Annotated in this window: 22 protein-coding genes; 21 read left to right on the forward strand and 1 reads right to left on the reverse strand. The window is 41.9% G+C overall.

Annotated elements, in window-relative coordinates; all coding sequences use genetic code 11:
- Positions 1 to 59: 59 nt before the first annotated feature.
- The 4 genes from pyk to aceA all read left to right on the forward strand — a co-directional run bounded on the left by pyk (position 60) and on the right by aceA (position 5,567).
- The gene (gene pyk, locus ACQKKK_RS00960) at positions 60 to 1,820 is read left to right on the forward strand and encodes a pyruvate kinase (RefSeq protein ID WP_427613410.1); all 1,761 of its coding nucleotides are present in this window, start codon (positions 60 to 62) and stop codon (positions 1,818 to 1,820) included.
- An 81-nt stretch (positions 1,821 to 1,901) separates the two neighbouring features.
- Positions 1,902 to 2,294: an FxsA family protein gene (locus ACQKKK_RS00965; protein WP_125160143.1), complete on the forward strand. Its 393-nt coding sequence runs from the start codon at positions 1,902 to 1,904 to the stop codon at positions 2,292 to 2,294.
- A 358-nt stretch (positions 2,295 to 2,652) separates the two neighbouring features.
- Complete coding sequence (aceB, locus tag ACQKKK_RS00970; RefSeq protein WP_427613411.1) at positions 2,653 to 4,245, forward strand: malate synthase A; 1,593 nt, start codon at positions 2,653 to 2,655, stop codon at positions 4,243 to 4,245.
- Between the two features lie 38 nt (positions 4,246 to 4,283).
- Positions 4,284 to 5,567, forward strand: a complete 1,284-nt coding sequence (aceA, locus tag ACQKKK_RS00975) for an isocitrate lyase (protein ID WP_427613412.1) — start codon at positions 4,284 to 4,286, stop codon at positions 5,565 to 5,567.
- 84 nt (positions 5,568 to 5,651) lie between these two features.
- On the opposite strand, the gene ytvI is transcribed toward aceA, so the two are convergent.
- Entirely contained in the window at positions 5,652 to 6,779 is a 1,128-nt protein-coding gene (ytvI, locus tag ACQKKK_RS00980) for a sporulation integral membrane protein YtvI (RefSeq protein ID WP_427613414.1), read from the reverse strand.
- Between the two features lie 194 nt (positions 6,780 to 6,973).
- Between ytvI and ACQKKK_RS00985 the strand changes: the two genes are divergently transcribed.
- From ACQKKK_RS00985 to dnaI, 17 genes are all read left to right on the forward strand, one after another.
- Positions 6,974 to 7,435, forward strand: coding sequence for a DUF441 domain-containing protein (locus tag ACQKKK_RS00985; RefSeq protein ID WP_125160139.1), 462 nt, complete (start codon positions 6,974 to 6,976; stop codon positions 7,433 to 7,435).
- 541 nt (positions 7,436 to 7,976) lie between these two features.
- Positions 7,977 to 9,092, forward strand: a complete 1,116-nt coding sequence (gene citZ / locus ACQKKK_RS00990) for a citrate synthase (protein WP_427613416.1) — start codon at positions 7,977 to 7,979, stop codon at positions 9,090 to 9,092.
- A gap of 93 nt (positions 9,093 to 9,185) precedes the next feature.
- Positions 9,186 to 10,502 carry an NADP-dependent isocitrate dehydrogenase gene (icd, locus tag ACQKKK_RS00995; RefSeq protein ID WP_427614037.1) on the forward strand — a complete coding sequence of 439 codons (1,317 nt, stop codon included), beginning with the start codon at positions 9,186 to 9,188 and terminating at the stop codon, positions 10,500 to 10,502.
- Positions 10,503 to 10,634: 132 nt separating this feature from the next.
- Positions 10,635 to 11,570 (forward strand): malate dehydrogenase, encoded by a 936-nt coding sequence (mdh, locus tag ACQKKK_RS01000; RefSeq protein WP_427613417.1) that lies wholly within the window; start codon positions 10,635 to 10,637, stop codon positions 11,568 to 11,570.
- A gap of 268 nt (positions 11,571 to 11,838) precedes the next feature.
- Positions 11,839 to 12,558, forward strand: a complete 720-nt coding sequence (locus tag ACQKKK_RS01005; protein WP_427613418.1) for a response regulator transcription factor — start codon at positions 11,839 to 11,841, stop codon at positions 12,556 to 12,558.
- Positions 12,555 to 14,333: a two-component system histidine kinase PnpS gene (gene pnpS / locus ACQKKK_RS01010; protein WP_427613420.1), complete on the forward strand. Its 1,779-nt coding sequence runs from the start codon at positions 12,555 to 12,557 to the stop codon at positions 14,331 to 14,333. The genes ACQKKK_RS01005 and pnpS overlap by 4 nt, the downstream gene beginning before the upstream one ends.
- 256 nt (positions 14,334 to 14,589) lie before the next feature.
- Positions 14,590 to 15,624 carry an FtsH protease activity modulator HflK gene (hflK, locus tag ACQKKK_RS01015; protein ID WP_427614039.1) on the forward strand — a complete coding sequence of 345 codons (1,035 nt, stop codon included), beginning with the start codon at positions 14,590 to 14,592 and terminating at the stop codon, positions 15,622 to 15,624.
- On the forward strand, positions 15,621 to 16,553 hold the full coding sequence (gene hflC / locus ACQKKK_RS01020) for a protease modulator HflC (protein ID WP_427613422.1): 933 nt from the start codon (positions 15,621 to 15,623) through the stop codon (positions 16,551 to 16,553). Before hflK ends, hflC begins: the two co-directional genes overlap by 4 nt.
- Before the next feature lie 127 nt (positions 16,554 to 16,680).
- The gene (gene polA, locus ACQKKK_RS01025) at positions 16,681 to 19,305 is read left to right on the forward strand and encodes a DNA polymerase I (protein ID WP_427613423.1); all 2,625 of its coding nucleotides are present in this window, start codon (positions 16,681 to 16,683) and stop codon (positions 19,303 to 19,305) included.
- Between the two features lie 19 nt (positions 19,306 to 19,324).
- Positions 19,325 to 20,155: a DNA-formamidopyrimidine glycosylase gene (mutM, locus tag ACQKKK_RS01030; RefSeq protein ID WP_427613424.1), complete on the forward strand. Its 831-nt coding sequence runs from the start codon at positions 19,325 to 19,327 to the stop codon at positions 20,153 to 20,155.
- An 80-nt stretch (positions 20,156 to 20,235) separates the two neighbouring features.
- Positions 20,236 to 20,868: a sporulation membrane protein YtaF gene (gene ytaF / locus ACQKKK_RS01035; RefSeq protein WP_427613426.1), complete on the forward strand. Its 633-nt coding sequence runs from the start codon at positions 20,236 to 20,238 to the stop codon at positions 20,866 to 20,868.
- Positions 20,869 to 20,892: 24 nt separating this feature from the next.
- A complete protein-coding gene (gene coaE / locus ACQKKK_RS01040) occupies positions 20,893 to 21,492 on the forward strand; it encodes a dephospho-CoA kinase (protein ID WP_427613428.1) in 600 nt (199 codons plus the stop codon).
- A gap of 158 nt (positions 21,493 to 21,650) precedes the next feature.
- Positions 21,651 to 22,688 carry a glyceraldehyde-3-phosphate dehydrogenase gene (locus tag ACQKKK_RS01045; protein WP_427613430.1) on the forward strand — a complete coding sequence of 346 codons (1,038 nt, stop codon included), beginning with the start codon at positions 21,651 to 21,653 and terminating at the stop codon, positions 22,686 to 22,688.
- A gap of 349 nt (positions 22,689 to 23,037) precedes the next feature.
- A complete protein-coding gene (gene speD, locus ACQKKK_RS01050) occupies positions 23,038 to 23,418 on the forward strand; it encodes an adenosylmethionine decarboxylase (protein WP_061142319.1) in 381 nt (126 codons plus the stop codon).
- Between the two features lie 257 nt (positions 23,419 to 23,675).
- A complete protein-coding gene (gene nrdR / locus ACQKKK_RS01055) occupies positions 23,676 to 24,137 on the forward strand; it encodes a transcriptional regulator NrdR (RefSeq protein ID WP_034309080.1) in 462 nt (153 codons plus the stop codon).
- A gap of 64 nt (positions 24,138 to 24,201) precedes the next feature.
- The gene (locus ACQKKK_RS01060) at positions 24,202 to 25,614 is read left to right on the forward strand and encodes a replication initiation and membrane attachment family protein (protein WP_427613432.1); all 1,413 of its coding nucleotides are present in this window, start codon (positions 24,202 to 24,204) and stop codon (positions 25,612 to 25,614) included.
- Positions 25,601 to 26,539: a primosomal protein DnaI gene (gene dnaI / locus ACQKKK_RS01065; RefSeq protein WP_427613434.1), complete on the forward strand. Its 939-nt coding sequence runs from the start codon at positions 25,601 to 25,603 to the stop codon at positions 26,537 to 26,539. Before ACQKKK_RS01060 ends, dnaI begins: the two co-directional genes overlap by 14 nt.
- The last annotated feature ends 72 nt before the right edge of the window (positions 26,540 to 26,611 follow it).

A 26,611-nucleotide genomic window follows, 5' to 3' on the forward strand; every position in this document is an offset into this window, starting at 1 on the left:
CGCTCCCTGTCTTCAAAAGGTGGGCAGGAGGCGATTTTTCCTTAAAGGAGGATGACACCATGCGAAAAACCAAGATTGTTTGTACGATTGGCCCCGCAAGTGAAAGTATAGAAAAGCTGGTTCAATTAATAGAAGCGGGGATGAATGTAGCTCGGCTTAATTTTTCTCATGGAAATCATGAAGAACATGCCGCTAGAATCCGCAATATCAGGGAAGCGGGTGAAGAAGCAGGTAAACAGGTTGCTATCCTGCTGGATACAAAAGGACCTGAAATACGGACAAATAATATGGAAAATGACTCCATAGAGCTGGTAGCCGGCAATGATGTCATTATTTCCATGAATGAAGTCCTGGGAACACCTGAAAAATTCTCAATTACCTATGAAGGGCTTCTGTATGATGTCCATCCAGGATCTAAAATCCTTTTGGATGATGGATTGATCGGTCTTGAAGTGATGAAAATAGATGAGGTAAGAAAAGAAATCATTACCAAAATATTGAATAGCGGTACACTTAAGAACAAAAAAGGCGTAAATGTTCCAGGTGTTTCTGTTAACCTGCCTGGCATAACGGAGAAAGATGAACAGGATATTCTTTTTGGAATCGAACAGGGTATCGACTTTGTTGCTGCCTCATTTGTTCGCAGGGCTTCCGATGTACTTGAAGTGCGTGAATTATTGCAGCAGAATAGAGCGGAGCATATTCAAATCATCCCTAAAATTGAAAATCAAGAGGGTGTAGACCGGCTTGATGAAATCTTGGAAGTTTCAGATGGTTTGATGGTAGCCCGTGGCGACTTGGGAGTGGAAATTCCTGCAGAAGAAGTGCCATTAGTCCAAAAACAAATGATTAAAAAATGTAACAATGCCGGGAAACCAGTCATAACGGCGACACAAATGCTCGATTCGATGCAGCGTAACCCAAGGCCGACCCGCGCAGAAGCAAGTGACGTAGCCAATGCCATATTTGATGGAACGGATGCCATCATGCTTTCTGGTGAAACGGCTGCTGGAACCTACCCTGTAGAGGCTGTTCAAACGATGCATAACATTGCTTCACGTGCTGAAACTGCCCTTGATTATCGGGATATATTATCAGTCAGAAGCAAAGTGAACCGTCATAATGTTACGGATGCAATTGGTCAATCCGTTGCCCACACCGCGCTTAATCTTAATGCCGGAGCAATCATCACCCCTACCGAAAGTGGCCATACGGCAAGGATGATTTCTAAATACCGCCCTAAAGCACCGATCATTGCCGTTACATCCAATGATCATGTTTCAAGACGGCTTGCACTGGCTTGGGGAGTCTACCCGCAGATCGGTCCCAAAGCGACGACTACCGATGAGATGCTTCAAACTGCTATTGATGAAAGCTTGCATTCCGGCTTAGTGTCCCACGGGGATTTAGTCGTCATAACAGCCGGTGTGCCAGTTGGTGAAACAGGTACGACTAACTTGATGAAAATTCATGTGTTAGGGGAGGTTCTTTTGAAGGCTCAAGGAATCGGCAGGAAATCTGCGAAAGGTGAAGTGGTTGTAGCTAAGAATGCCAAGGAAGCTTTGGAAAAAGTGACCGAAGGCTCTGTACTGGTTACAATTGGTTCGGACCGCGATATGATGCCAGCGATTGAAAAGTGTGCGGCATTGATAACGGAAGAAGGCGGTTTGACAAGCCATGCAGCTGTTGTAGGAGTCACATTGGGCATTCCGGTCATCGTTGGGGCGGAAAACGCGACCAAAGTTTTCACGGATGGGCAAAGAATAACGGTCGATGCAGGTCGTGGAGTCATTTATGATGGACATGCCAACGTTTTGTAAAACGAAATTTTGGCTGATTCCGTGCCAATGAGGTAAGATGGATGTACCGCACCAGAAATGGGCTGTGCAGGAGGAATGTAGATGAAATATTTTTTATTGTTTATCATTGCGATGCCGGTCATTGAAATCATTGTCCTATTGCTGTCAGGCAATATGATTGGTTTTTGGCCAACGCTGTTCCTGATTGTAGCCACAGGTTTAATCGGAGCCTATTTGGCTAAACGGCAAGGGATGGAAACATGGAAAAGGGCACAGGAACAGATTCGTTACGGAATGATGCCAGGAAATGAAATCATTGATGGAATCTGTATCTTTATCGGAGCTGCACTGTTGCTGTCCCCTGGCCTCATCTCGGATATCATGGGATTGCTCCTTGTATTTCCGCCAACCCGGAATCTCCTCAAACCGATTGTTATCCGGTTTATCATGAATAGGATGAATAAAGGGAAAGTCACCATCATTCGGCATAAATAATATAAGGCTGCCTAAAAGCTCTAGCTTTTAGGCAGCCTTTTTGGTCTGGAAAAAAGAAGTCTTCAAAAGCATCCAAGGTTTTTTCATAGGCTCCATAGGGAGATAATCGGTTTTGTCTGTTTCACCATAATTGAAGAATTCGGATGAAAGTGAAGTAGTGTATAATAACAGGATTTTTTATCCATTACCCCAACGAAAACATGGATAAATCAGGCTTTTTCATGTAAGAAATGATTTTTCTTGAAACTTTTTAGAAAAAACTGGTGACAAATTTATACAACGTGTTATATAATACAAACAAGAAATAAAACAACTGTATTATAACATAGAAGAGTTGGAAAGGATGTGGAGAGGCAACATGATTACGGAAGCAAAAGGCTTACAAATTACAGGCAACATTAAGCCAGGATATGAACAAATACTTACAACGGAAGCTCTTCAATTCATCGAAAGAATTGAACGGCATTTCAGTGGAAGAAGGGCAGAACTTCTAGAACGGAGGAAAATCGTTCAGGAAGAACTGAATCAAGGCAAGCTTCCTGATTTCCTTGAAGAAACGAAGCATATTCGTGAAAGTGATTGGACGATTGGGCCCCTCCCGAATGATTTGCAGGACCGCAGGGTTGAAATCACTGGACCTGTTGATCGTAAAATGATTATTAATGCAATGAACTCAGGTGCCAATGTATTCATGGCTGATTTTGAAGACGCCAACTCACCTACTTGGGAGAATTGCGTGGATGGTCAATTGAATTTGCGCGATGCAATCCGCGGAACCATTTCATTTAAAAATCCAAATGGCAAAGTGTATGAATTAAATGAAAGAACAGCTGTCCTAAAGGTAAGGCCACGTGGCTGGCATTTGGAGGAAAAACATGTCCTTTTGGATGGACAGCCAATATCAGCCAGCATTTTTGACTTTGGACTGTACTTTTATCACAACGCAAAAGCATTGGTCGAAAAACAAAGCGGTCCATACTTTTACTTACCAAAAATGGAAAGCCACCTGGAAGCAAGATTATGGAATGAAATATTCGTATATGCACAGAACGATTTAAGAATTCCGCAAGGAACCATTAAGGCAACGGTCTTGATTGAAACGATACTTGCCGCATTCGAAATGGATGAAATTCTGTACGAGCTAAAAGAACATTCTGCAGGCCTGAACTGTGGCCGCTGGGATTATATCTTCAGTTTCCTGAAAAAATTCCGTCAATCGGATGATGTTATCTTCCCTGACCGGTTGCAGGTGACGATGACCGTCCCGAACATGAGAGCGTATTCCTTATTGGCAATCAAAACATGCCACACTCGTAATGCTCCGGCAATTGGCGGGATGGCAGCGCAAATTCCAGTTAAAAATGACCCGGTTAAGAATGATGAGGCTTTTGCGAAAGTCCGGGCAGATAAAGAACGCGAAGCAAGAGACGGTCATGATGGAACATGGGTTGCCCACCCAGGTATGGTAAGCATCGCAAAAGAGGTTTTTGACCTGCTTGTTCCAAAGCCGAATCAAATTTTCCGAAAACGAGAAGATGTCCATGTAACAGCGCAAGAGTTGCTGGCTGTGCCCAAAGGAACGATTACGGAGGCAGGATTAAGGACGAACATTAACGTCGGCATCCAATATATTGCCTCATGGTTAAGCGGCAGAGGGGCGGCGCCCATTAATAATTTAATGGAAGATGCAGCGACGGCTGAAATTTCAAGAGCACAAGTCTGGCAATGGATCCGTCATCCAAAAGGCATTCTCGAAGATGGCAGGAAAATAACCGAAGAATTATTCCATCAGATTAAAGAGGAAGAAGTGGCGGTCATTAAATCGGAAGTAGGGGAAGAAGCTTTCAAATCAGGAAAGTTTGAAGAGTCTACTAAACTATTCGAAGAATTGATTGAAGCGGATGACTTTGCAGATTTCTTAACCAATCCGGCATACGAACAATTATCTTAATATTTAAAATATTTTATATAAAATAGGAGGAAACTATAATGATGAATGAAAGAGCGCAACAATTACAACAAAACTGGGAAAATGACTCACGGTGGACTGGGATTAAACGTCCTTATACGGCGGAAGAAGTTATTAAATTAAGAGGTTCCATTGATATTGAACAAACACTGGCACGCCGTGGTTCTGAGAAACTATGGAATCTATTAAATACAGAGGATTTCATCAATGCATTAGGAGCATTGACTGGTAACCAAGCAATGCAGCAGGTGAAAGCTGGTTTAAAAGCAATCTACCTAAGCGGCTGGCAAGTGGCGGCCGATGCTAACATCGCAGGGCAAATGTACCCTGACCAAAGTTTATATCCAGCCAACTCCGTGCCGCAAGTGGTTAAACGCATTAATCAGACACTTCAGCGTGCAGACCAAATCAGCTATGCTGAAGGAAAAGAGGATATCGATTGGTTCGCTCCAATCGTAGCGGATGCTGAAGCCGGTTTTGGCGGTTCCCTTAACGTCTTCGAATTAATGAAAGGCATGATTGAAGCTGGAGCAGCAGGCGTTCACTTTGAAGACCAGCTTTCTTCAGAGAAAAAATGTGGTCACCTAGGGGGTAAAGTTCTTCTGCCAACCCAAACGGCAGTACGTAATTTGGTTTCCGCCCGATTGGCAGCCGACGTAATGGGTACACCGACTATCTTAATTGCCCGTACGGATGCTGATGCTGCAGATTTGATCACCGATGATATCGATCCGGTCGATGCACCTTTCATCACTGGCGAAAGGACTCCGGAAGGATTCTACCGCACCAACGCAGGTCTTGATCAAGCAATTGCACGCGGCCTTGCTTATGCACCATATGCCGACCTTATCTGGTGTGAGACTTCTGAACCTAATCTAGCGGATGCTCGTCGCTTTGCTGAAGCGATCCATGCAAAGTTCCCGGGTAAGCTCCTTGCTTACAATTGCTCCCCATCATTTAACTGGAAAGCTAAATTAAGTGATGAAGAAATTGCCAACTACCAAGTTGAATTGGGTAAATTGGGTTATAAGTTCCAATTCGTTACCCTTGCTGGCTTCCACTCATTGAATCATAGCATGTTCAATCTTGCTCTTGGTTATAAAGACCGCGGCATGGCTGCATACTCAGAACTTCAACAAGCAGAGTTCGCCAGTGAACCCGACGGCTATACAGCCACACGCCATCAACGTGAAGTGGGAACTGGTTATTTTGATGAAGTGGCACAAGTCGTTTCTGGTGGAACATCATCCACAACAGCACTTGCAGGATCTACTGAAACAGAACAATTCGAGACATCAAAATAAAGGCTTGAAACCAAAAATCCGCCTCGTACCCGAGGCGGATTATTATATGGGATGGGAGAATGCTATAAGATATGCTGGATTACTTTATATGGTTCTCTTTGTATCTTGCCCGATGATGAAAGACCATATGGCCTTAAAGACATTGGCACGCTGAAGTGTATTGAATATGACAAGCACGACAGGCCCTGCAATCAGCCCAAGGAAACCGATCAATTTGAAGCCGATGAACAAGGCGATGAGAGTGGCGAGCGGATCCAAACCAATACTGGAAGAAAGAACTTTTGGCTCTATTAATTGGCGCTGGACAACAACGATTATGTACAGGACGGATAAACCGATTGCGAGACTTGTATTTCCAGCAATGAATTCAAAGATGATCCAAGGAATGAAAATCGTCCCTGTCCCTAAATAGGGAATGATATCGACCAGTCCGCATATTAGGGCAATGGTAATTGAATAATTCACCCTTAAGATGAGAAAGCCGATTAAAATCGTGACAGTCGTCAATGAAACAAGAGTGAATTGTGCACGGATAAAACCAAATAAAGCCCGTTTTAAATCCCTGAATAAACGCTTGGCACCCGAAAAAATCTTATCAGGCAACACTTTTCCTGTCATACGGCCAAAGGTATCCCAATCTTTGCTGATGAAGAAAGTGCCCAGTAGGGTAAAAAGGAGTGCTGTTGCCGTAGTTGGAAACCATCCGATGATTGCGGGAATGTTCTTCAAGAACGCTTGAATGAAGCCGCTTACTCCGGTAGTGATGGATTCACCGATATTTTGGATATTCTTGAGGACTGTGTCTTGCTGTTCGATATCCAAATTATTGAACATGGCAGCTATTTGATTATATAAAGGGATGATGGTTGACGTGATGTATGTTTCTATAAAGTCCACGATCGTTTCAATGTGTTGTGGTATGACTCCGGCAAGGTAATTGGTCCCTGAAATGATCTCGGTGACCAGTAAGGTAATTAGACCCGCAAATAAAAGGAAAATGAGCAAAAGGGAAATGAACACAGCCAATCCCCTTGGCAGCCTTCCTTTCTTTTCGAAAAAAGTGACCAGGGGGTTCATCAGGAAAGCGATTATCATGGCAATAATGAATGGATATGTATACTTAGATAAATAAAACAAGGCAATTCCACCTAAAATTATTCCTCCGACTACCAGTAAAGAACGAATGAAACGATACATATATACTGGATTCAAGACATATCCTCCTTCTATCATAAAGTTTGTATTATAATTGTAACGATGATGGAAAAGAAAGGAAAGAATCTTTCTTCATTCTGCTTAACTTTTTCCCGCGGAATACATAGCTCCATAAATCGATCTCTTCTTAGGAAAGAGAGGAGTTTGTTATGTTAAAATAACAAAAAAAGAAGAAAGAAGGTGAAGGGAGAATGATCAACGGTCCTGTCGTATTTTTAATTTTACTTGCAGCAATCGGTTGGTTTGGGAAAAATATGTCACTGATCATGGCTGCAGGTTTTCTTTTAAGCATGAAACTGATTGGCCTTGACGCTAAAGTGTTCCCATATCTGGAAGCGAAGGGAATCAACTTGGGCGTTACAATCATCACGATATCCGTACTCATTCCAATAGCGAATGGGGCGATTGGTTTCAAGGAACTTGGGGACGCCATTAAATCACCTTATGCCTGGATTGCGCTTGCATCCGGAATAGCGGTTGCACTAATAGCAAAAAATGGGATTACACTCCTGTCACATGATCCGCATATTACCACGGCTCTTGTTTTTGGGACGATTCTTGCTGTCGCATTATTCAAAGGTGTGGCTGTCGGTCCGTTAATCGGGGCAGGAATTGCTTATTTATGCATGCAGATCTTCAATTTTTTTAAATGAAGCGAGTGGCGGAGGGGAAAAGAGCTCGTCAATCTTGGGAATGGAAATTTTCTATTTAATGTTTCGTTTCTTCTGCTTTGCGACAAATTTTCAAAAAAACGTTTTGGATTACATAAAAAAAAGCAAGAGAATATGTAGCTAATTTTTCTAATGAAATAATAATTTTTTCACATTTTAGTTGCTTTTCATTCCCAAAAAAGTGTTTATTGTTTATAATAATCATGTAACTGCTCTGTTTTATTAAAAATAGGATTCAGAATATCATTGATATTTTTGAGGAACCTTAAAAAAAGATGTAGTTATTGAGCAAGCGCTCAATAGGAATAGCTACAAGCATTATTTTTAGGATTTCGTATAAAAGATTATCGTACATTTTACGATTGTTGGGGTCATATTTCGTGAACGCTTCCAATACAAGATGTATGTCTTCTGCTAAAAAATAGATGGTTGTATCCAGAATAGCTAATTTCCTTGGAAGCGCTATATTTATACGCAATGAGCAAGGGTATAGGGGAATACTTAGGAAAAGGAGAGATTTAGTATGACAGCAACAAAAGGTCTTGAAGGTGTGGTAGCAACAACTTCATCAGTAAGCTCCATTATCGATGATACATTAACGTATGTAGGTTATGACATCGACGATTTGGCTGTAAATGCAACGTTCGAGGAAGTAATCTATCTTTTATGGCACGGAGCTCTTCCAAACAAAAGCCAACTAAAAGAATTAACTAAACAACTTGCTGAAAATGCTGCAATTCCAGCAGAAGTGGTTAATCATTTCAAAACATACCCAATTGATAAAGTACATCCAATGGGAGCTCTTCGCACAGCTGTTTCTCTTCTTGGTCTTTATGATGAAGAAGCAGATGTAATGAGTGAAGACGCTAACTATCGTAAAGCAATCCGCATCCAAGCAAAAATCCCTACATTGGTAACAACTTTCGCTCGCATCCGTCAAGGAAAAGAAGCGGTTGCACCACGTACAGATTTAAGCTTTGCTGCTAACTTCTTATATATGTTAAGCGGTAATGAACCAACGGCAATCGAAGAAGAAGCATTCAACAAAGCATTGGTTCTTCATGCTGACCATGAATTAAACGCTTCTACATTCACTGCACGCGTTTGTGTGGCTACATTATCCGATATCTATTCTGGCGTAACTTCTGCCATCGGCGCTTTAAAAGGCCCACTTCACGGCGGAGCTAACGAACAAGTCATGAAAATGCTTACTGAAATTGGTTCAGTTGATAACGTTGAGCCATATATCAACGAAAAATTAGCCAATAAAGAAAAAATCATGGGCTTTGGCCACCGTGTATACCGTAAAGGTGATCCACGTGCTAAACACCTTAAAGAAATGTCCCAAAAATTGACTGAACTTACTGGACAACCACAATATTATGATATGTCCATTAAAATTCATGAAATCGTAACTGGTCAAAAAAATCTTCCGCCAAACGTAGATTTTTATTCTGCTTCCGTATACCATAGTTTAGGTATCGAGCATGACCTATTTACACCAATCTTTGCAGTAAGCCGTGCTTCAGGCTGGATCGCTCATATCCTTGAGCAATATTCAAACAACCGCCTAATCCGTCCGCGTGCAGAGTATGTTGGACCAGGTATGCAAAAATATGTACCGATTGAAGAACGCTAATTAAAAGTTTTTCAAAAATTATTTTTTATTTCATCGATTTTGTAGTAAATTAATAGATGTGAGTAAAAAGGGTTAGTGGTTCTGCCTCGTTTAATGGCAGGCCATCTAACCTTTGAATTTGAATCGGAGGTAAGAGACATGACACAAAGCCAAAAAATCACAGTTACTAACGGTGCTCTTAACGTACCAAACAATCCAATCGTTCCTTATATTGAGGGAGACGGAATCGGTCCTGATATCTGGGCAGCAGCTTCTCGCGTTTTAGACGCAGCAGTTGAAAAAGCTTACAACGGCGAAAAGAAAATCGAATGGAAAGAAGTTTTAGCTGGACAAAAGGCATTTGACCAAACAGGCGAATGGCTTCCACAAGAAACTCTTGATGTCATTAACGAATATCTAATCGCTATTAAAGGACCTCTTACAACTCCAATCGGTGGCGGTATCCGCTCATTGAACGTTGCATTGCGTCAAGTATTGGACTTATTCGTATGTCTTCGTCCAGTACGTTACTTTGATGGTGTGCCTTCACCAGTTAAACGTCCTGAAGACACTGACATGGTCATCTTCCGTGAAAATACTGAAGACATCTATGCTGGTATCGAATATGCAAAAGGTTCTGACCAAGCTAAGAAATTAATCGACTTCCTACAAAATGAATTCGGTGTTACAAACATTCGTTTCCCTGAAACTTCAGGTATCGGAATTAAACCGATTTCTGAAGAAGGAACAAAACGTCTTGTTCGCTCAGCACTTAACTATGCGATCAAAGAAGGCCGTAAATCATTAACTCTTGTTCATAAAGGTAACATCATGAAATTCACGGAAGGTGCATTCAAAACTTGGGGTTATGAAGTTGCAGAACAAGAATTCGCCGATAAAGTGTTCACATGGAACCAATATGACAAAATTAAAGATGCTGAAGGCACTGAAGCTGCTAACAAAGCACAATCTGCTGCTGAAGCTGAAGGCAAAATCATCGTTAAAGATTCCATTGCTGATATCTTCTTACAACAAATCCTGACTCGTCCTAAAGAGTTTGATGTTGTTGCAACAATGAACTTGAACGGAGATTACATTTCTGATGCATTAGCTGCACAAGTTGGCGGAATCGGTATCGCTCCAGGAGCAAACATCAACTACGAAACTGGACATGCCATCTTCGAAGCAACTCACGGAACGGCTCCTAAATATGCTGGTCTTGATAAAGTTAACCCATCTTCAGTACTTCTTTCAGGCGTTCTTTTACTTGAACATCTTGGATGGAATGAAGCTGCAGACAGCATTACAAAATCAGTGGAACAAACAATTGCTTCTAAAGTCGTTACATATGACTTTGCCCGCCTAATGGAAGGTGCAACAGAAGTTAAATGTTCTGAGTTCGCTGACGAACTTATCAAAAACCTTAAATAATTTTTACTTATGATGCTTTCTGGAAAAGAGCCCGATATGGTCTTCTTTTTCAGAGGGCTTTATATATATATGTGTGGATAAAGACGTTAAAAGTTTTCCAAAAATATTTGCATATTTTAAGGAGGAAATGACATGTCTAAACGCAAAAAAATTACAGTAGTTGGTGCCGGTTTCACTGGTGCTACAGCAGCTTTTCTAGCAGCTCAAAAAGAACTTGGTGATATCGTTTTAGTTGATATTCCACAAGCTGAAAACCCTACAAAAGGTAAAGCGCTTGATATGGCGGAAGCAGGCCCGGTTCTAGGCTTCGACGCTAACATCATCGGTACCTCAGACTATGCAGATACAGCTGATTCTGACGTAGTCATTATCACTGCTGGTATCGCTCGCAAACCTGGTATGAGTCGTGACGACTTAGTTCAAACTAACCAAAAAGTTATGAAATCTGTAACTAAAGAAGTGGTTAAACATTCTCCAAATACAACAATCATCGTATTAACTAACCCAGTAGATGCAATGACCTACACTGTATACAAAGAATCAGGTTTCCCTAAAGAACGCGTAATTGGACAATCTGGTGTTCTTGATACAGCTCGTTTCCGTACTTTCGTAGCTCAAGAATTAAACCTGTCTGTTAAAGATGTAACTGGTTTCGTTCTTGGTGGACACGGGGACGATATGGTTCCTCTAGTACGTTACTCATACGCTGGCGGAATTCCTTTGGAAACATTGATTCCTCAAGATCGTTTAGAAGCAATCGTTGCCCGTACACGTACTGGTGGCGGAGAAATCGTTAACCTGCTTGGAAACGGAAGTGCGTATTATGCACCCGCTGCCTCTCTAGTAGAAATGGCTGAAGCGATCCTTAAAGACCAACGTCGCGTTCTACCTTCTATCGCTTACCTTGAAGGCGAATACGGATTCGAAGGGATCTATCTTGGCGTGCCAACTGTACTAGGTGCAAATGGTATCGAACAAATCATCGAACTTGAATTGACTGAAGACGAAAAAGCATCACTTTCTAAATCAGTTGAATCAGTTAAAGCAGTAATGCAAGTTCTTCAATAAGAGATAGTGAAAACTTATCTCTTGATCAGACTGCCCGGAATATTGGAAGGGAAGGCCAAGGCCATCTTTCCAGCCCTGGGCAGTTTTTTTATCCGCTTAAAAAAGACGGTTGGAAGAAATCGGGGACGATAAGCCCCTGCTTAAGGTAGGAATAACTTTCAATACGGTTTTTTTATGTGTAAATTTCATATAATATTCTTTATAATGGAATTGGATGAGTAGACTGAGAATTTGGTCTATGGGGTAATACATAATTCAGGAGGATCTAATGTCAAAGAAAATTCTCGTAGTGGATGATGAACAATCAATAGTTACCTTACTTCAGTACAATTTAGAACAAGCAGGCTATTCGGTAATCACGGCTTTGGATGGAGAACAAGGGCTACAGGCTGCTGTGGACATACGCCCCGATTTAGTGGTATTGGATTTGATGCTGCCTAAAATGGATGGGCTTGAAGTATGTAAACAGCTTCGCCAGCAGAAAATCAATATACCGATCTTGATGCTGACTGCTAAGGACGATGAATTTGACAAAGTGCTGGGACTTGAACTTGGAGCGGATGATTATTTAACCAAACCGTTTAGTCCGCGGGAGGTAGTAGCACGGATTAAAGCCATATTAAGGAGATCCCAGTTTCAATCGAACGGCAGTGAGTCGGGTAATGATCAGGAAGAAGGTCTCTTGAAATTAGGGGAATTGAAAGTATTCCCGGATCGGTACGAAGCATTCTTTGATGAACAGCAATTAGAATTGACTCCAAAAGAATTTGAATTACTTTTATACTTGGCAAAGAATAAAGGAAGAGTATTGACTAGGGACCAACTGCTCAGTGCGGTATGGAATTATGATTTCGCGGGAGATTCCAGAATCGTCGATGTGCATATTAGCCATCTTCGTGAAAAAATAGAGAAGGATACAAAAAAACCTCTATATATCAAAACGATAAGGGGCTTGGGGTATAAGCTTGAGGAGCCTAAAAAAGAATGACGACCTATCGTAAAAAGCTCTTATATACCCTCATCACGCTGGTGATGGTCGTCCTGATGGCCGTGGGCTTTTTATTGGGGCATTTGTTCAAAAGTTATTATATTACAACGTTCAATGAGCGCATACAGAACGAAACATTCTTCATTTCTACATATATTCAAGAGCATGGGGGGATCGTGTCCTTTTTGGAAAAAGGGAAGACGGCAAAACTGACACCCCTTTTAGATTCGAACTTAACGATTCTCTCCACGAGTGGGGAAATATTATACGATTCGACATCATCAAATGAAATACTTAAAAGCCATGCCAAGGTCCTTCGCAAAATAACTTTGGAAAAAGGGCTTAAGTATGGGGAAGGGTTTGAAGTGGTTGAAGGGGAATCGGACCTCCATTATTATTGGAAGACGGTCGAAAAGGATGGCGAGATTGAAGGTTTTGTCGTCCATAGCAATGAAATAGAGGCCATCCATCAAGTGAATAAACAAATGTGGCAAATATTGATCATTTGTTTAGGGGTTGCCTTGATCATCATTCTCATGCTCGCGAGTAAAATCACTTCATATTATACCCGTCCGATCGAGGAGGCCACGATGGCAGCCATCGAACTGGCAAAAGGGAATTATGGAACTCGGACATTCGGGAGGCAAACTGATGAAACCGGAATGCTGACAACTTCCTTGAACATATTGGCGAGGAATCTTCAGGAAACTGAAATAGCAAGGGAAATGAATCAGGATCGTTTGGAAGTACTTGTTGAAAATATCGGTAGCGGTGTCTTGCTCATAGACAGTAAAGGGTATACCACCTTAATCAACCGGGAATTCAAGAAAAGCTTCCATGTAAACTCCGCTACTTTTTTGTTTCAGGAATATTACTCGGTCATTAAAGATCAGGAAGTGATTGCCATAATCGAAGAGATCTTTCGGACGGAAAAAACGATAAAACGCCAGGTGAAGATACCACTTGCACTAGAACGTAAGCATTTTGAGATTTACGGGGCTCCCATTATCGGGAATCATGATGAATGGAAGGGGATCCTCCTCATTTTCCATGATATTACCGAATTGAAAAGGCTCGAGCAAATGCGGAAGGATTTCGTGGCTAATGTGTCCCATGAATTGAGAACCCCGATCACTTCTATTAAAGGCTTTTCAGAAACATTGTTAGATGGGGCTTTAAAAGACGAAAAGACCTTAAAGCACTTTTTAACGATTATCTTGAAAGAAAGTGATCGGCTGCAAGAACTCATTCAGGAGCTTCTGAATTTATCAAAAATGGAGCAACAGGAATTCGTTTTGAACGCAGGTGTCGTGGATATTACGAAAGTACTTGGCGAAATACAAGAGATGCTTATTGGGAAGCTGAAAGAAAAAGAAGTATCGCTTGAAATTAAAGCATCACAGGAACCTGTATTCATTGAAGGGGAATCTGACAGGATCAAACAGGTTTTCATTAATTTGATAACGAACGCATTGACCTATACCCCAAATGGCGGGAGGGTCACCGTGAATATCATTGAGAATGAACAGACGGTTGATATTGCAGTTCAAGATAGCGGGATCGGCATCGAAGAAAAAGAACTGCCAAGGATCTTTGAACGGTTTTACCGGATCGATAAGGCAAGGAGCCGCGATTCAGGAGGAACTGGCATTGGGTTGGCAATCGTCAAGCATATAATAGAAGTCCATAAAGGTAAAATCAACGTGGAAAGCACACCTGGAACCGGTACGACTTTTACAGTCACTTTAAATAAAAGCTTAAAAGGAAAAATGTAGCGGGTGTCGTGAATTTACATGTCCTTTACAATTTCTTAAAACGGACTTCATAATGCAGGGGTACAATGGTTGTACAACCCCTCATCCAAGGAGTTAAACATTGACAGAGACGCATAGTCTCTGTCTTTTAATTTTGTCTTATTCCCCCGGGAACCATTCCTCTATCCTGTTTTCTTAGGAAAATATTTGATTTTCATGAAACTTTAGGCCCTTTCTTGCGTAAATAAGATATAACGGCAAAGAAGGGGTGATACATATCGTTAGCTTAAAAAGGATATATACGATCATAGGACTTGTCTTTCTAATTTTAATTTTGGGTGTAGTTGCGATATCGACCTGGTACACGGTTGATGAATCCGATCAAGCTGTCATAATGACGTTTGGTAAGGTGGAGCAGACGATAACAGAACCAGGACTTCACTTTAAGCTGCCTTGGCCAATTCAATCGGTTGAAAAATTATCGAAAGAAACATTCAGCCTTAAATTTGGATATAAGGAAGAGGATGGAGAGGTTAAGGATTACCCGAGTGAGACCAAAATGATTACGGGTGATGAAAATATTGTGCTAGCCGACCTAGTGGTGCAATGGAAAATCACAGACCCTCCAAAATATCTATACAATGCAGATGATCCAGAGAAAATATTATATGATACGACTTCAGCTGCCTTACGGAGCATTATCGGCAGCACGAAAATAGATGATGCACTTACATCCGGTAAAGCGCAAATTGAAGCGGATGTATGGGAGTTATTGTCACAGCTACTGGAGAAATATGATGTCGGAATTTCGATATCTGCGGTTAAACTCCAGGATGTGGAGCTACCGAATGAAGAAGTCCGGAAAGCATTCACCAATGTAACGGATGCCAGGGAAACGGCGAATACGAAAATAAACGAAGCGGATAAATATGAAAATAAACGGATGAATGAAGCGGAAGGGGAAAAAGACGCCATCATTTCACAGGCCAATGGGGATAAAGCTGCCCGTACGGAAGCTGCTCGTGGGGATGTAGCCGTCTTCGAAAAATTACTAAGTGAGTATAAGGGCAATAAGGGGATTACCAAGGACCGCCTTGTTCTGGAGACCCTTGAAGGAGTATTGCCGAATGCGGAGATTTATATCATGAATGATGATGGAAACACAATGAAGTACTTGCCGCTTCGCTCGCTTGAAAAAGAGGAAACGAAAAAAACGCCTGCATCTGATGAAGCCGTTGCTCCAGAAGAAGAAACGAAAAAAGGGAATGCGACGGAAGAAAAAGCGGCGGGGGAAGGGGGCGCTAAACAATGAGCGGAAAAATAATAGATTTCTCTGAGTCGAAAAAAGGTGATTTTCATTGGAGAGGATACGTGAAAGTTGGCATTTTCCTCATTATTGTCGTCGCGTTGCTGTTAATCATCTTCACCAATGTATATATCGTCAAAGAGGGCGAATATAAAGTCGTCCGTCAATTCGGTGAAGTGGTAAGAATTGATAAGACCCCGGGTTTGAAGGCGAAGGTGCCATTCGTTCAGAGCGTCATGACCTTGCCAAAGTATCAGATGAGTTCTGATGTATCCGAGGCGGAAATCAATACGAAAGATAAAAAGCGGATGCTGATCGACAACTATGCAGTATGGAGAATAGAAGATCCGAAGAAATTGATTACAAATGCAAGGACACTACAGAATGCCGAAACGAAAATGGAAGAGTTCATTTATTCGGCAGTTCGTTCAGAGCTGGGCCAGCTGAATTATGATGAAATCATCAATGATGAGAAGTCATCCAGGGGAAGTTTAAACGACCGTATAACAGAAAAAGTCAACGAACTGCTGCAAAAGGACAGTTATGGCATCAGTCTGACGGATGTCCGGATAAAGCGGACTGACCTCCCAGCCGCAAATGAAGCATCCGTCTTCAAGAGGATGATTTCAGAGCGGGAATCGAAAGCGCAAGAGTACCTTTCCAAAGGTGATGCGAAGAAAAATCGTATCATTGCGGATACTGATCGTAAAGTGAAAGAATTGCTCTCGACTGCAGAAGCTGATGCAGAAGTGATCAGGGCTGAAGGAGAAGGGGAAGCAGCGATAATCTATAATAAGTCGTTTTCCAAAGATCCGGAATTCTATAAACTATACCGGACTCTTGACTCCTACAAAAAAACGATTGGAGATCAAACGGTCATCGTTCTGCCGTCGGATTCCCCATATGCCAGCTTGTTAATGGGAAATACTAAATAACCGCAGTGCCGTCATTTTTCTTTCCGCTTCTACTCATGGTAGAATAGAGAAAGAAAATGAACGGCTTTTTGCGTTTTTAAATAGAAGCTAAAACTACATAACCCTGTATGACTGGAGGAATACGGAATTGGATAAAAAGTTAGTACTCATAGATGGAAATAGCATTGCTTACCGTGCGTTTTTTGCGCTTCCGCTCTTGAATAATGATAAGGGGGTACATACGAATTCCGTTTACGGATTCACCATGATGCTCAATCGCATTCTTGAAGAAGAAAAGCCAACACACATACTTGTTGCATTCGATGCGGGTAAAACGACATTCAGACATGCGTCATTTAAAGAATATAAAGGAGGACGCCAAAAAACGCCGCCTGAATTATCTGAGCAATTTCCTTTCATTCGTGAGCTGCTTGATTGTTTTCAAATAAAAAGGTATGAACTGGAGAACTATGAAGCTGATGATATAATCGGGACGCTGTCTTTACAAGCTGAAAAAGATGGTTTTGAGGTGAAGGTCATTTCCGGTGATAAGGATTTAACACAATTATCCTCCCCTAGTACGACGGTGTCCATTACTAAAAAGGGGATTACTGAAATTGAGGAATACACTCCAAAGCATATACATGAAAAATACGGTCTATCTCCCTTTCAGATCATTGATTTAAAAGGACTGATGGGAGATGCCTCCGACAATATTCCTGGCATACCGGGTGTTGGTGAAAAAACTGCGCTTAAGTTATTGCATCAATTTGAAACGGTTGAAAACCTCCTGCAGTCGATTGATGAGGTAAGCGGACAAAAATTGAAAGAGAAAATAGAGGAACATAAAGACCTGGCTCTATTAAGTAAAGAGCTGGCTACAATAACGAGGGAAGCACCGCTTGAAGTTTCTGTAAACGAGACCGAGTACAGCGGCATGAATCAGGAACGAGTCATCTCATTCTATAAAGAGCTAGGCTTTTCGACTTTGCTCGATAAATTGGATGTAACGGAAAGTGTACCTCTTGAACAGGAAAAGATAGAGGTTCACACGGGTGAAATGACAGAAGGAATGTTTGCAGATGAAAGTGCTTTATATGTTGAAACGTTAGAAGATAATTATCATCGCGCAGATATTATAGGGATAGCTATCAGTAATGAACAAGGTCATTTTTACTTCCATGGTGATGATGCTCTGAGTTCCGCGGCATTTAAAACTTGGGCAGAGGATGAAACAAAAAAGAAAACGGTTTTCGATGCGAAGCGTACGGTTGTGGCACTCCGTCATAGAGGCGTCGAAATAAAAGGCATCGATTTTGATGTGTTTTTGGCATCCTATATCCTGGATCCGGCAGAGTCAGTGGATGAAGTGGCCGAGATCACAAAAACACAAGGTGCAATCCGTCTTGAGACAGATGATGTTTTTTATGGGAAAGGTGCAAAACGCAAGATACCAGGGCAAGCTGAATTGAGCGAGCATATCGCCAGAAAATCGAAGGCGATCCTTGCTCTTAAAGAACCGATGAGCGATAAGCTGCAAGAGTTCGAGCAATATCATCTGTTAACGGACTTGGAGCTGCCTTTGTCGATCATCCTGGCTAATATGGAATGGCAGGGCATCAAGGTGGATATAGGCAGGCTGAAAAACATGGGGCAGGAATTAGCCATTCGCTTAAGAACCATTGAAGCACGAATTTTTGATTTGGCTGGAGAGGCATTCAATATCAATTCACCTAAACAGCTTGGGGCCATCCTTTTTGAAAAGTTGGAGCTTCCGGTCATGAAGAAAACCAAAACAGGTTATTCCACTTCAGCCGATGTACTGGAAAAACTGGAGAGCCAGCATGATATTGTTAAGGAGATATTACTGTACCGCCAGCTTGGTAAGTTGCAATCCACTTATATTGAAGGCTTGCTCAAAGTGGTCAATGGTAAAACGGACAAGGTGCACACCCGGTTCAACCAAGCATTGACCCAGACCGGCCGCTTAAGTTCTACAGATCCCAACCTGCAGAACATCCCTATCAGACTGGAAGAAGGCAGGAAAATCAGGCAGGCCTTCATTCCTTCCGAAAAGGATTGGATCATTTTTGCTGCGGACTATTCGCAAATCGAGTTACGCGTGCTGGCGCATATCGCCAATGACAGCGGATTGGTGGAAGCATTCCAGGCCGGGATGGACATCCATACAAGGACTGCGATGGATGTGTTCCATGTAAAGGCGGAGGAAGTCACGTCAAACATGAGGCGCCAAGCAAAAGCCGTAAACTTCGGAATCGTTTATGGTATAAGTGACTACGGGCTATCGCAAAGCCTTGGCATCACGAGAAAAGAAGCTGGAGAGTTCATCGAGAAGTATTTAAGGAGCTTTCCAGGTGTTCAGGAATATATGGAAGAAAGCATACATGAGGCACGTCAAAAAGGGTATAGCACGACTTTGCTGCAAAGAAGGCGCTATATTCCTGAGATTACAAGCCGCAATTTCAACATCAGGAGCTTTGCCGAACGGACAGCGATGAACACACCGATTCAAGGCAGTGCCGCGGATATCATCAAGCTTGCGATGATAAATATGAATAAGCGCCTGAAAAGTGAAGGGCTGAAAACGAGAATGCTTCTTCAGGTGCATGATGAATTGATTTTTGAAACTCCTCCCGAGGAACTCGAAATCCTTAAGGTGATCGTTCCGGAGGAAATGGAAAATGCCATTGAATTGAACGTGCCCCTTAAAGTGGATTATGCTTTCGGGCCAACATGGTTTGATGCCAAATAATAAAAGATAGGTGATTGTAATGCCAGAACTTCCAGAAGTGGAAACAGTCAGAAGAACGTTAGAGCAGCTCGTACTTGGAAAAGAGATCAAGGAAGTGTCTGTCTTCTGGCCAAAGATCATTAAAGCGCCTGAGCCTGTTGAACAGTTTCAGGATGCTTTAAGAGGGCAAACGATTCAGAGTATAGGCCGTCGGGGCAAGTTTCTCATTTTCACCTTGGATGATTATTCGATGGTTTCGCATTTAAGGATGGAGGGGAAATACGGGGTGCATCCAAAAGAAGAGCCATACGATAAGCATACACATGTGATCTTCACTTTCACGGATGGCAGTGAACTTCGGTACAGGGATGTCCGGAAATTCGGAACGATGCATCTATTTGCTAAAGGAGAAGAGTTTGAGCGGTTGCCGCTGTTGCATTTAGGGCCTGAACCGTTATCTGAAGATTTTACTGTCGAGGGGCTAAGTGCGAAATTGGCCAGAACCAACAGGAAAATCAAGCCGGTTCTTCTTGATCAAACGGTAGTCGTTGGAATTGGGAATATATATGTGGACGAGTCATTATTCCGTTCCGGTATCCATCCGGAGAGAGTAGCTTCTTCACTATCCTTGCCGGAAATCAAAAAGTTGCATGCGGAAATCATTGCAACATTGGGTGAAGCGGTGGAAAAAGGTGGGAGTACGATTCGTTCGTACCTTAACTCTCAAGGGCAAATCGGCATGTTTCAGTTAGAACTGAATGTCTATGGACGAAAGGGCGAGGAATGCAAAACATGCGGCACACCACTAGAAAAGCTGGTTGTTGCAGGACGCGGCACACATATTTGCCCGTCGTGCCAGCCGCTTATTTAACTAATGTTTTTTGAAAACACATCGGATGGGCTCCTACCATATACTAGGGTAGCACCGAGAAGGGAAGGAGTAATATTCCGATGTGGCTACAAATTATTTTTCTTGCTTTTGCAGTTAGTATTGACGGATTTGGCGTAGGTTTGACATTCGGTATGCGGAAGATGAAAATCCCCTTAAAGTCAATAGCGGTCATTTCATTTTGTTCTGCATTGAGTTTAGGCATAGCGATGGTCATCGGTCAATTCATCAGTCAGCTCATATCTATCGGGGCGGCTGAAAAAACGGGGGGCATCATCCTTATTTTTCTTGGTGCCTGGATGGTATACCAGTACTTTAAGCCTGACAAAGATTTGAAAGATGATAGATATCATGAAAAGATCATCTTTAATTTTGAAATTAAATCACTTGGGGTAGTCGTTAATATTTTACAAAAACCATTGAATGCCGATTTTGATAAATCAGGTACGATCATGGGTGTTGAAGCGCTTGTTTTGGGGTTTGCACTTTCGCTGGATGCGTTCGGGGCTGGAGTCGGAGCGGCCATGATCGGGATTTCACCGATTATCCTCGCAGTATGCATCGCTGTTATGAGTTCAATTTTCATCTGGAGCGGACTGCAAAGCGGGAAATTGCTTTCAAATAATAAAGTTATCCAGCATTTAACCTTTCTTCCAGGTGTACTATTAATTATAATCGGTTTATTCAAGTTATGATACATGGTTTAAAAGGGGGAGCTTATGGGACAAATCATCGGAATCACCGGAGGCATCGCCAGCGGGAAAAGCAGTGTCAGCCTCTATTTACAGGAACTCGGATTCACGATTGTAGATGCAGATTTGGCTTCCCGTGCTGTCGTTGAGCCAGGTGAAGAAGCCTATCATCAAGTTGTGGAGGCGTTTGGAGAAGATATCTTATTGACGGATGGGAATATAGATCGCGTAAAGCTAGGGTCGATAATATTTCATGACCAGGAAAAGAGATTGCTATTGAATGGCATCGTTCACCCTGCTGTCAGGAATTGGATGCGCCTCAAAACGGAAGAGGCACTCGCTGCAGGGGAAGAAACGGTATTCATGGATATTCCGCTCCTATTCGAAAGTAAGTTGACATTCATGGTGGAAAAGACGCTTTTAATATATGTGGATGAACAAGTTCAATTGGAACGTTTAATGACCAGGAATGGTCTATCGGAGAAGGATGCGCTTGCCAGGATCCACTCGCAGATGCCCTTAGCTGATAAAAAGGCTTTAGCGGATGCCGTCATCGATAATAATGGGGACATTAAGGAAACGAAGAAGCAGGTGAAGGCCCTGCTTAGTGAATGGCATGTCATATAGTTATGATAAAAGGAAGAAATCTTCGGGTTTCTTCCTTTTGTGTTGAAAAAAATAAACAATCAGCATTTTTATTAGCACAATACAACTGAATTATGTTATACTAATTACATGCGAGAGGTAATAAGTATAACATTAATATTTTCAGGAGGGTCCGAACAATGAATTCAAGAATAGCGATTAACGGATTTGGGAGAATTGGAAGAATGGTTTTCCGAAAGGCCATAATAGATGAGAGTTTGGACATTGTTGCCATTAATGCAAGCTATCCTGCTGAAACTTTAGCACACTTACTAAAGTATGATACGATACATGGTAAATTCGACGGTATCATTATTGCGGAAGATGATTCACTTGTAGTGAATGGCCGCCGAGTACAACTGATAAATAACCGCGATCCAAAGCTATTGCCTTGGAAAGAGCTGGACATAGATATTGTAATTGAAGCTACTGGGAAATTCAATGATCGTTCTAAAGCGGCTCTTCATTTAGAAGCAGGGGCAAAAAGGGTGATTTTATCAGCGCCGGGTAAAAATGAAGACGTTACCATTGTCATGGGCGTCAATCAGGAAGTGCTGGAAATTGACAAGCATTTTGTCATATCTAATGCATCTTGTACAACTAACTGTCTTGGACCGGTTGCAAAAGTGCTTGATGAGAAATTCGGCATCAACAATGGTTTAATGACAACGATACATTCATATACAAATGATCAAAATAATATCGATAACCCGCACAAAGACTTACGACGTGCTCGTGCCGCTGCGGAAAGCATCATTCCTACGACTACAGGAGCTGCAAAAGCCATCTCACTAGTGTTGCCTCAATTAAAAGGTAAGCTTCACGGAATGGCGTTACGCGTACCGACACCTAATGTGTCCCTAGTCGACCTTGTTGTGGATTTAAACTGTGATGTCACGATTGATGAAGTGAATCAAGCTTTCATCGACGCTTCAGAAAATGAACTCAAAGGAATCATGGAATTCACGATGGAACCTTTAGTTTCAAGTGATTTTAAAACTAATCCTCACTCTGCCATCATCGATGGTTTGACAACGATGATGATTGGTGACAGGAAAGTTAAAGTCCTGGCTTGGTATGATAATGAGTGGGGTTACTCCAATCGGGTAGTGGACCTTGTAAAATTAGTTGCGTCCGAGTTGAAAAAAACTTCCGAAGTCGAATTATCAGTAAAATAATGAAAAAATCGAGCCTGCTAAATTTTTTAGCGGGCTATTTTCAATTCGGCTGATCAATCAATTCCTGGCGGTTTTAAGCGCTGAATAAACACAAGAAAGATTTTCCTTCTATGGGCCCCCTTCCATATCTTTATTACATAAAAGTTTATCTATCTAAAAATTCAATTTGGAGTTGCAAAAAAAAATCAAACCATATATACTATGAATCGTGAACTTCTAAAAAAGCGGTTTACGTGATGGCTACTTAAAGGGTTAGGACCTCTTTGGACTAACTTTCCCCCGTGGTAGTTATCAGACTTATTTTTTAATCATGGTAAGGGGGAAGCTTAATATGGAAACAGCTTACACTATGGAAACTATGGGTAGACATGTCATTTCTGAACTTTGGGGTTGTGACTTTGAAAAACTGAACAATATCGATTTGATTGAAAAGATTTTTGTTGATGCTGCTTTAAAATCAGGTGCAGAGGTACGAGAAGTTGCCTTTCACAAGTTTGCTCCACAAGGAGTTAGTGGGGTTGTCATCATTTCTGAATCACACTTAACGATTCACAGTTTTCCTGAACACGGCTATGCCAGCATTGATGTCTATACATGCGGTAACTTGGATCCGAATATTGCGGCAGATTATATTGCAGAAGCTTTGAATGCGCAAACACGTGAAAATATAGAATTACCACGTGGATTAGGTCCTGTACAAATGAAAAAAACCAATATAAGTGCCCTATAAAAAACACGTATACACAGAGATGCCATGGGTGCATCTCTTTTTTAATGCAATGAATCAATTTATAAGGGTAGAAGATCCCAGAGCACAAAGACTTTGATAACGGTGCTTCTAGTGCGTGACAAAAAGTGCCTACTGCTGGAAGTTACACTTTTTACTTGTACTGGCCGTTCCTTTTAATATAAGATTAAGATAGAAAAGTAATTCCTTGGGGAACATTTAGATAGGGGAGTCCTACATAAAATACGGAGCTGATAATGATGAAATGCCCATCATGTCAATATAACGGAACAAGAGTGCTCGATTCCAGGCCAGTCGATGAAAGTAAATCGATTCGACGACGCCGTGAATGTGAGGCATGTGGTTTTCGATTCACGACATTTGAAAAGGTGGAGGAAACACCGCTCATTGTAGTGAAAAAAGGCGGTACACGGGAAGAGTTCAGTCGTGATAAAATCCTGCGTGGCTTAATCAGGGCTTGCGAAAAACGCCCGGTTCCCTTGAAAGAACTAGAGCAAATTACCAGTTATGTAGAAAAAGAACTACGCAACCAGGGCATATCGGAAGTGAAAAGCGACAGTGTCGGCGAAATGGTAATGGACAAGCTGGCAGAAGTCGATGAGGTTGCCTATGTTAGATTCGCATCCGTCTATCGACAATTTAAAGATATCAATGTCTTCATCGATGAATTGAAAGATTTAATAAATAAAGAAAGAAAGTAGAGCTGAAGATTTACTTTGGCTCTTTTTTCACTACATCTTTTGAAAGGTTTGAATGGAGATGTCAATGCATTGGCAAGAATTGCTCCCAGCTGATTCATATTTGGTCTCATCTGCGGGGCTGCTTCATGATTATGATCGGAAAATACTTACCCGACTATATCAACCTCTTATTGGACCTATCTGTATTAGCCTATATATGACGTTATGGAGTGAGTTGGAGGAAAACAGGCTATGGTCGGAAACCTCCTCACATTATCAATTAATGAATACCATAGGCCTTAAGTTAGGTGATATTTACGAAGCACGCCTTTTACTTGAGGGAATCGGTTTGTTGAATGTATATAAGAAATCGAAAAATGAGACAAAGGAATTTATCTATGAGATAAATCCGCCGCTTTCCCCCCAACAGTTCTTCACGGACGGAATGCTGAATATCTATTTATACAAAAAGATCGGTAAAGCACAATTCAACCGGTTAAAGAGATTCTTTTGTGATGATCATATCTTAACGGATCAATATGAAGGTGTGACTAAATCTTTTGCGGAGGTATTCTCATCAGATCATTTGGACTCTTTATATGTAACGGATGAAGCGAAAAACGAATGGAAACCCATGCCTGAACAGCAATTTATCGACCGGACGGATGGCGTAGAGCCTTCGGGGTTTGACAACTTATTTGATTTTGAACTTTTATTTGCCGGGATGAAATCTTCGATTGTACCGAAAAAGGCCTTTACTCCGAAAATTAAAAGTACGATTGCCAAACTTGCTTTTTTATATGGCATTGATCCGCTTGAAATGCAAAAACTAGTAATGGATGCCGTTTCATTGGATGATGAGATCGATGAGGAAATGCTCAGAAAGGCAGCAAGGGACTGGTATCAGATCGAACGGCAGGCCGATATGCCTTCCCTTGTCAATCGTGTGCAGCCGATTCGTGAACGGACACAAAAAGAAGAACCGAAAACGCAGGAACAAGAGCTAATCCGACATTTGGAGACGATATCCCCGCGGGAGCGGCTGATGCAATTGTCCGGCGGCGCAGAGCCATCAAGCGGTGATTTGAAAGTGGTGGAGGGCGTAATGATCAATCAAAAGCTGAATCCTGGTGTCGTCAATGTTTTGATTGAATATGTCATGCTCAAAACGGATATGAAGTTCACGAAGGGCTATGTGGAAAAGTTGGCAGGCCATTGGGCACGGCTAAAGGTCTCAACCGTCATCGAGGCGATGGAACTAGCTAAAAATGAACACCGGAAATATCAGGACTGGGCTCAAGGAAGCAGGAATGCTGCAAAAGGCGGCCGGAAAAAGACAATACGGGAAGAAGTGGTTCCGGAGTGGCTTGAGAAAAAAGAAGAAGCGCAGCAAGAGCAGAATGCGGATCAGCCCGAATTGAATGCCCAGAAACGTGAGCTTCAGGAAAAATGGAAGCAGTGGAAAGCTGGAGGTGAAATGAACGATGGAAAAGATTAATAGATCCCTGAATAAATTGGCCAATACAAACCAATTTCAACAGCGTTATGAAAAGCTGAAACAGGAGATTTTTGAAGATGAACAGGTGCGGTTATTTTTGAATGCCAACAGTTCGACGGTCACGGAAGACATGATTGAAAAAAACTTAGGGAAGCTTTATGAGTTCACTTCACAAAGCAATAAGTGCGATAAATGTCCAAGCTTGGACGGCTGCATCAATATGATGCAGGGGTATTATCCCAAATTGGTCGTTCAAGGGAAGGCCCTGAATCTGAATTATGAAATCTGCCCGCGGAAATTGGCAGAGGATGAAAAGCGGAAACGCGAAAAATTGATCCGCAGCCTTTACGTGCCGAAGGATATTTTAAAGGCGACCATTGATGACTTCACTCAAACGGATGATGAAAACAAACGCTTGGGTGTTTTAAGTAAAGCGATGTCGTTCATTATGGAGTATGAACCAGGCAAAAGGCAAAAAGGCTTATATATATATGGTAAATTCGGTGTTGGGAAAACGTATTTATTAGGTGCGATTGCCAATGAACTTGCAGAAAGGCAAATTTCCTCCCTTATTGTCTATGTACCTGACTACTTGAGGGAACTTAAGGGTTCAATAGGTGACAATACGGTCAATGAAAAAATTGAGATGGTGAAAACGGCACCAGTCCTCATGCTGGATGATATTGGAGCGGAGTCCATGACAAGCTGGGGACGCGATGAGGTTTTTGGCCCGATTTTGCAATTTAGAATGCTGGAAAACCTTCCGACGTTTTTCACTTCGAATTTTGACATGAATGGCCTGGAGAATCACCTGACCTTTTCACAACGTGGTGAAAAGGAAGAAGTGAAGGCGGCCAGGGTACTGGAAAGAATTCAATATTTAGCGGAGCCGGTCAAGCTTGATGGCGTGAATCGGAGAAGATGAAGAAAAGTGGTCTCTTAATGGAGGTCACTTTTTTCTTCTTACAAGGTCCATCCCACTTCTAAACACGTCCCC

The organism is Peribacillus sp. NPDC006672, assembly GCF_050274955.1.
Classification (GTDB): domain Bacteria; phylum Bacillota; class Bacilli; order Bacillales; family DSM-1321; genus Peribacillus.

What these genes read in the sequence shown, in the direction of transcription:
- pyk (WP_427613410.1), top strand. Translation starts at nt 60, where the DNA reads ATGCGAAAAACCAAGATTGTTTGTACGATTGGCCCCGCAAGTGAAAGT.
- ACQKKK_RS00965 (WP_125160143.1), top strand. Translation starts at nt 1,902, where the DNA reads ATGAAATATTTTTTATTGTTTATCATTGCGATGCCGGTCATTGAAATC.
- aceB (WP_427613411.1), top strand. Translation starts at nt 2,653, where the DNA reads ATGATTACGGAAGCAAAAGGCTTACAAATTACAGGCAACATTAAGCCA.
- aceA (WP_427613412.1), top strand. Translation starts at nt 4,284, where the DNA reads ATGATGAATGAAAGAGCGCAACAATTACAACAAAACTGGGAAAATGAC.
- ACQKKK_RS00985 (WP_125160139.1), top strand. Translation starts at nt 6,974, where the DNA reads ATGATCAACGGTCCTGTCGTATTTTTAATTTTACTTGCAGCAATCGGT.
- citZ (WP_427613416.1), top strand. Translation starts at nt 7,977, where the DNA reads ATGACAGCAACAAAAGGTCTTGAAGGTGTGGTAGCAACAACTTCATCA.
- icd (WP_427614037.1), top strand. Translation starts at nt 9,186, where the DNA reads ATGGCAGGCCATCTAACCTTTGAATTTGAATCGGAGGTAAGAGACATG.
- mdh (WP_427613417.1), top strand. Translation starts at nt 10,635, where the DNA reads ATGTCTAAACGCAAAAAAATTACAGTAGTTGGTGCCGGTTTCACTGGT.
- ACQKKK_RS01005 (WP_427613418.1), top strand. Translation starts at nt 11,839, where the DNA reads ATGTCAAAGAAAATTCTCGTAGTGGATGATGAACAATCAATAGTTACC.
- pnpS (WP_427613420.1), top strand. Translation starts at nt 12,555, where the DNA reads ATGACGACCTATCGTAAAAAGCTCTTATATACCCTCATCACGCTGGTG.
- hflC (WP_427613422.1), top strand. Translation starts at nt 15,621, where the DNA reads ATGAGCGGAAAAATAATAGATTTCTCTGAGTCGAAAAAAGGTGATTTT.
- mutM (WP_427613424.1), top strand. Translation starts at nt 19,325, where the DNA reads ATGCCAGAACTTCCAGAAGTGGAAACAGTCAGAAGAACGTTAGAGCAG.
- ytaF (WP_427613426.1), top strand. Translation starts at nt 20,236, where the DNA reads ATGTGGCTACAAATTATTTTTCTTGCTTTTGCAGTTAGTATTGACGGA.
- coaE (WP_427613428.1), top strand. Translation starts at nt 20,893, where the DNA reads ATGGGACAAATCATCGGAATCACCGGAGGCATCGCCAGCGGGAAAAGC.
- ACQKKK_RS01045 (WP_427613430.1), top strand. Translation starts at nt 21,651, where the DNA reads ATGAATTCAAGAATAGCGATTAACGGATTTGGGAGAATTGGAAGAATG.
- speD (WP_061142319.1), top strand. Translation starts at nt 23,038, where the DNA reads ATGGAAACTATGGGTAGACATGTCATTTCTGAACTTTGGGGTTGTGAC.
- nrdR (WP_034309080.1), top strand. Translation starts at nt 23,676, where the DNA reads ATGAAATGCCCATCATGTCAATATAACGGAACAAGAGTGCTCGATTCC.
- ACQKKK_RS01060 (WP_427613432.1), top strand. Translation starts at nt 24,202, where the DNA reads ATGCATTGGCAAGAATTGCTCCCAGCTGATTCATATTTGGTCTCATCT.
- dnaI (WP_427613434.1), top strand. Translation starts at nt 25,601, where the DNA reads ATGGAAAAGATTAATAGATCCCTGAATAAATTGGCCAATACAAACCAA.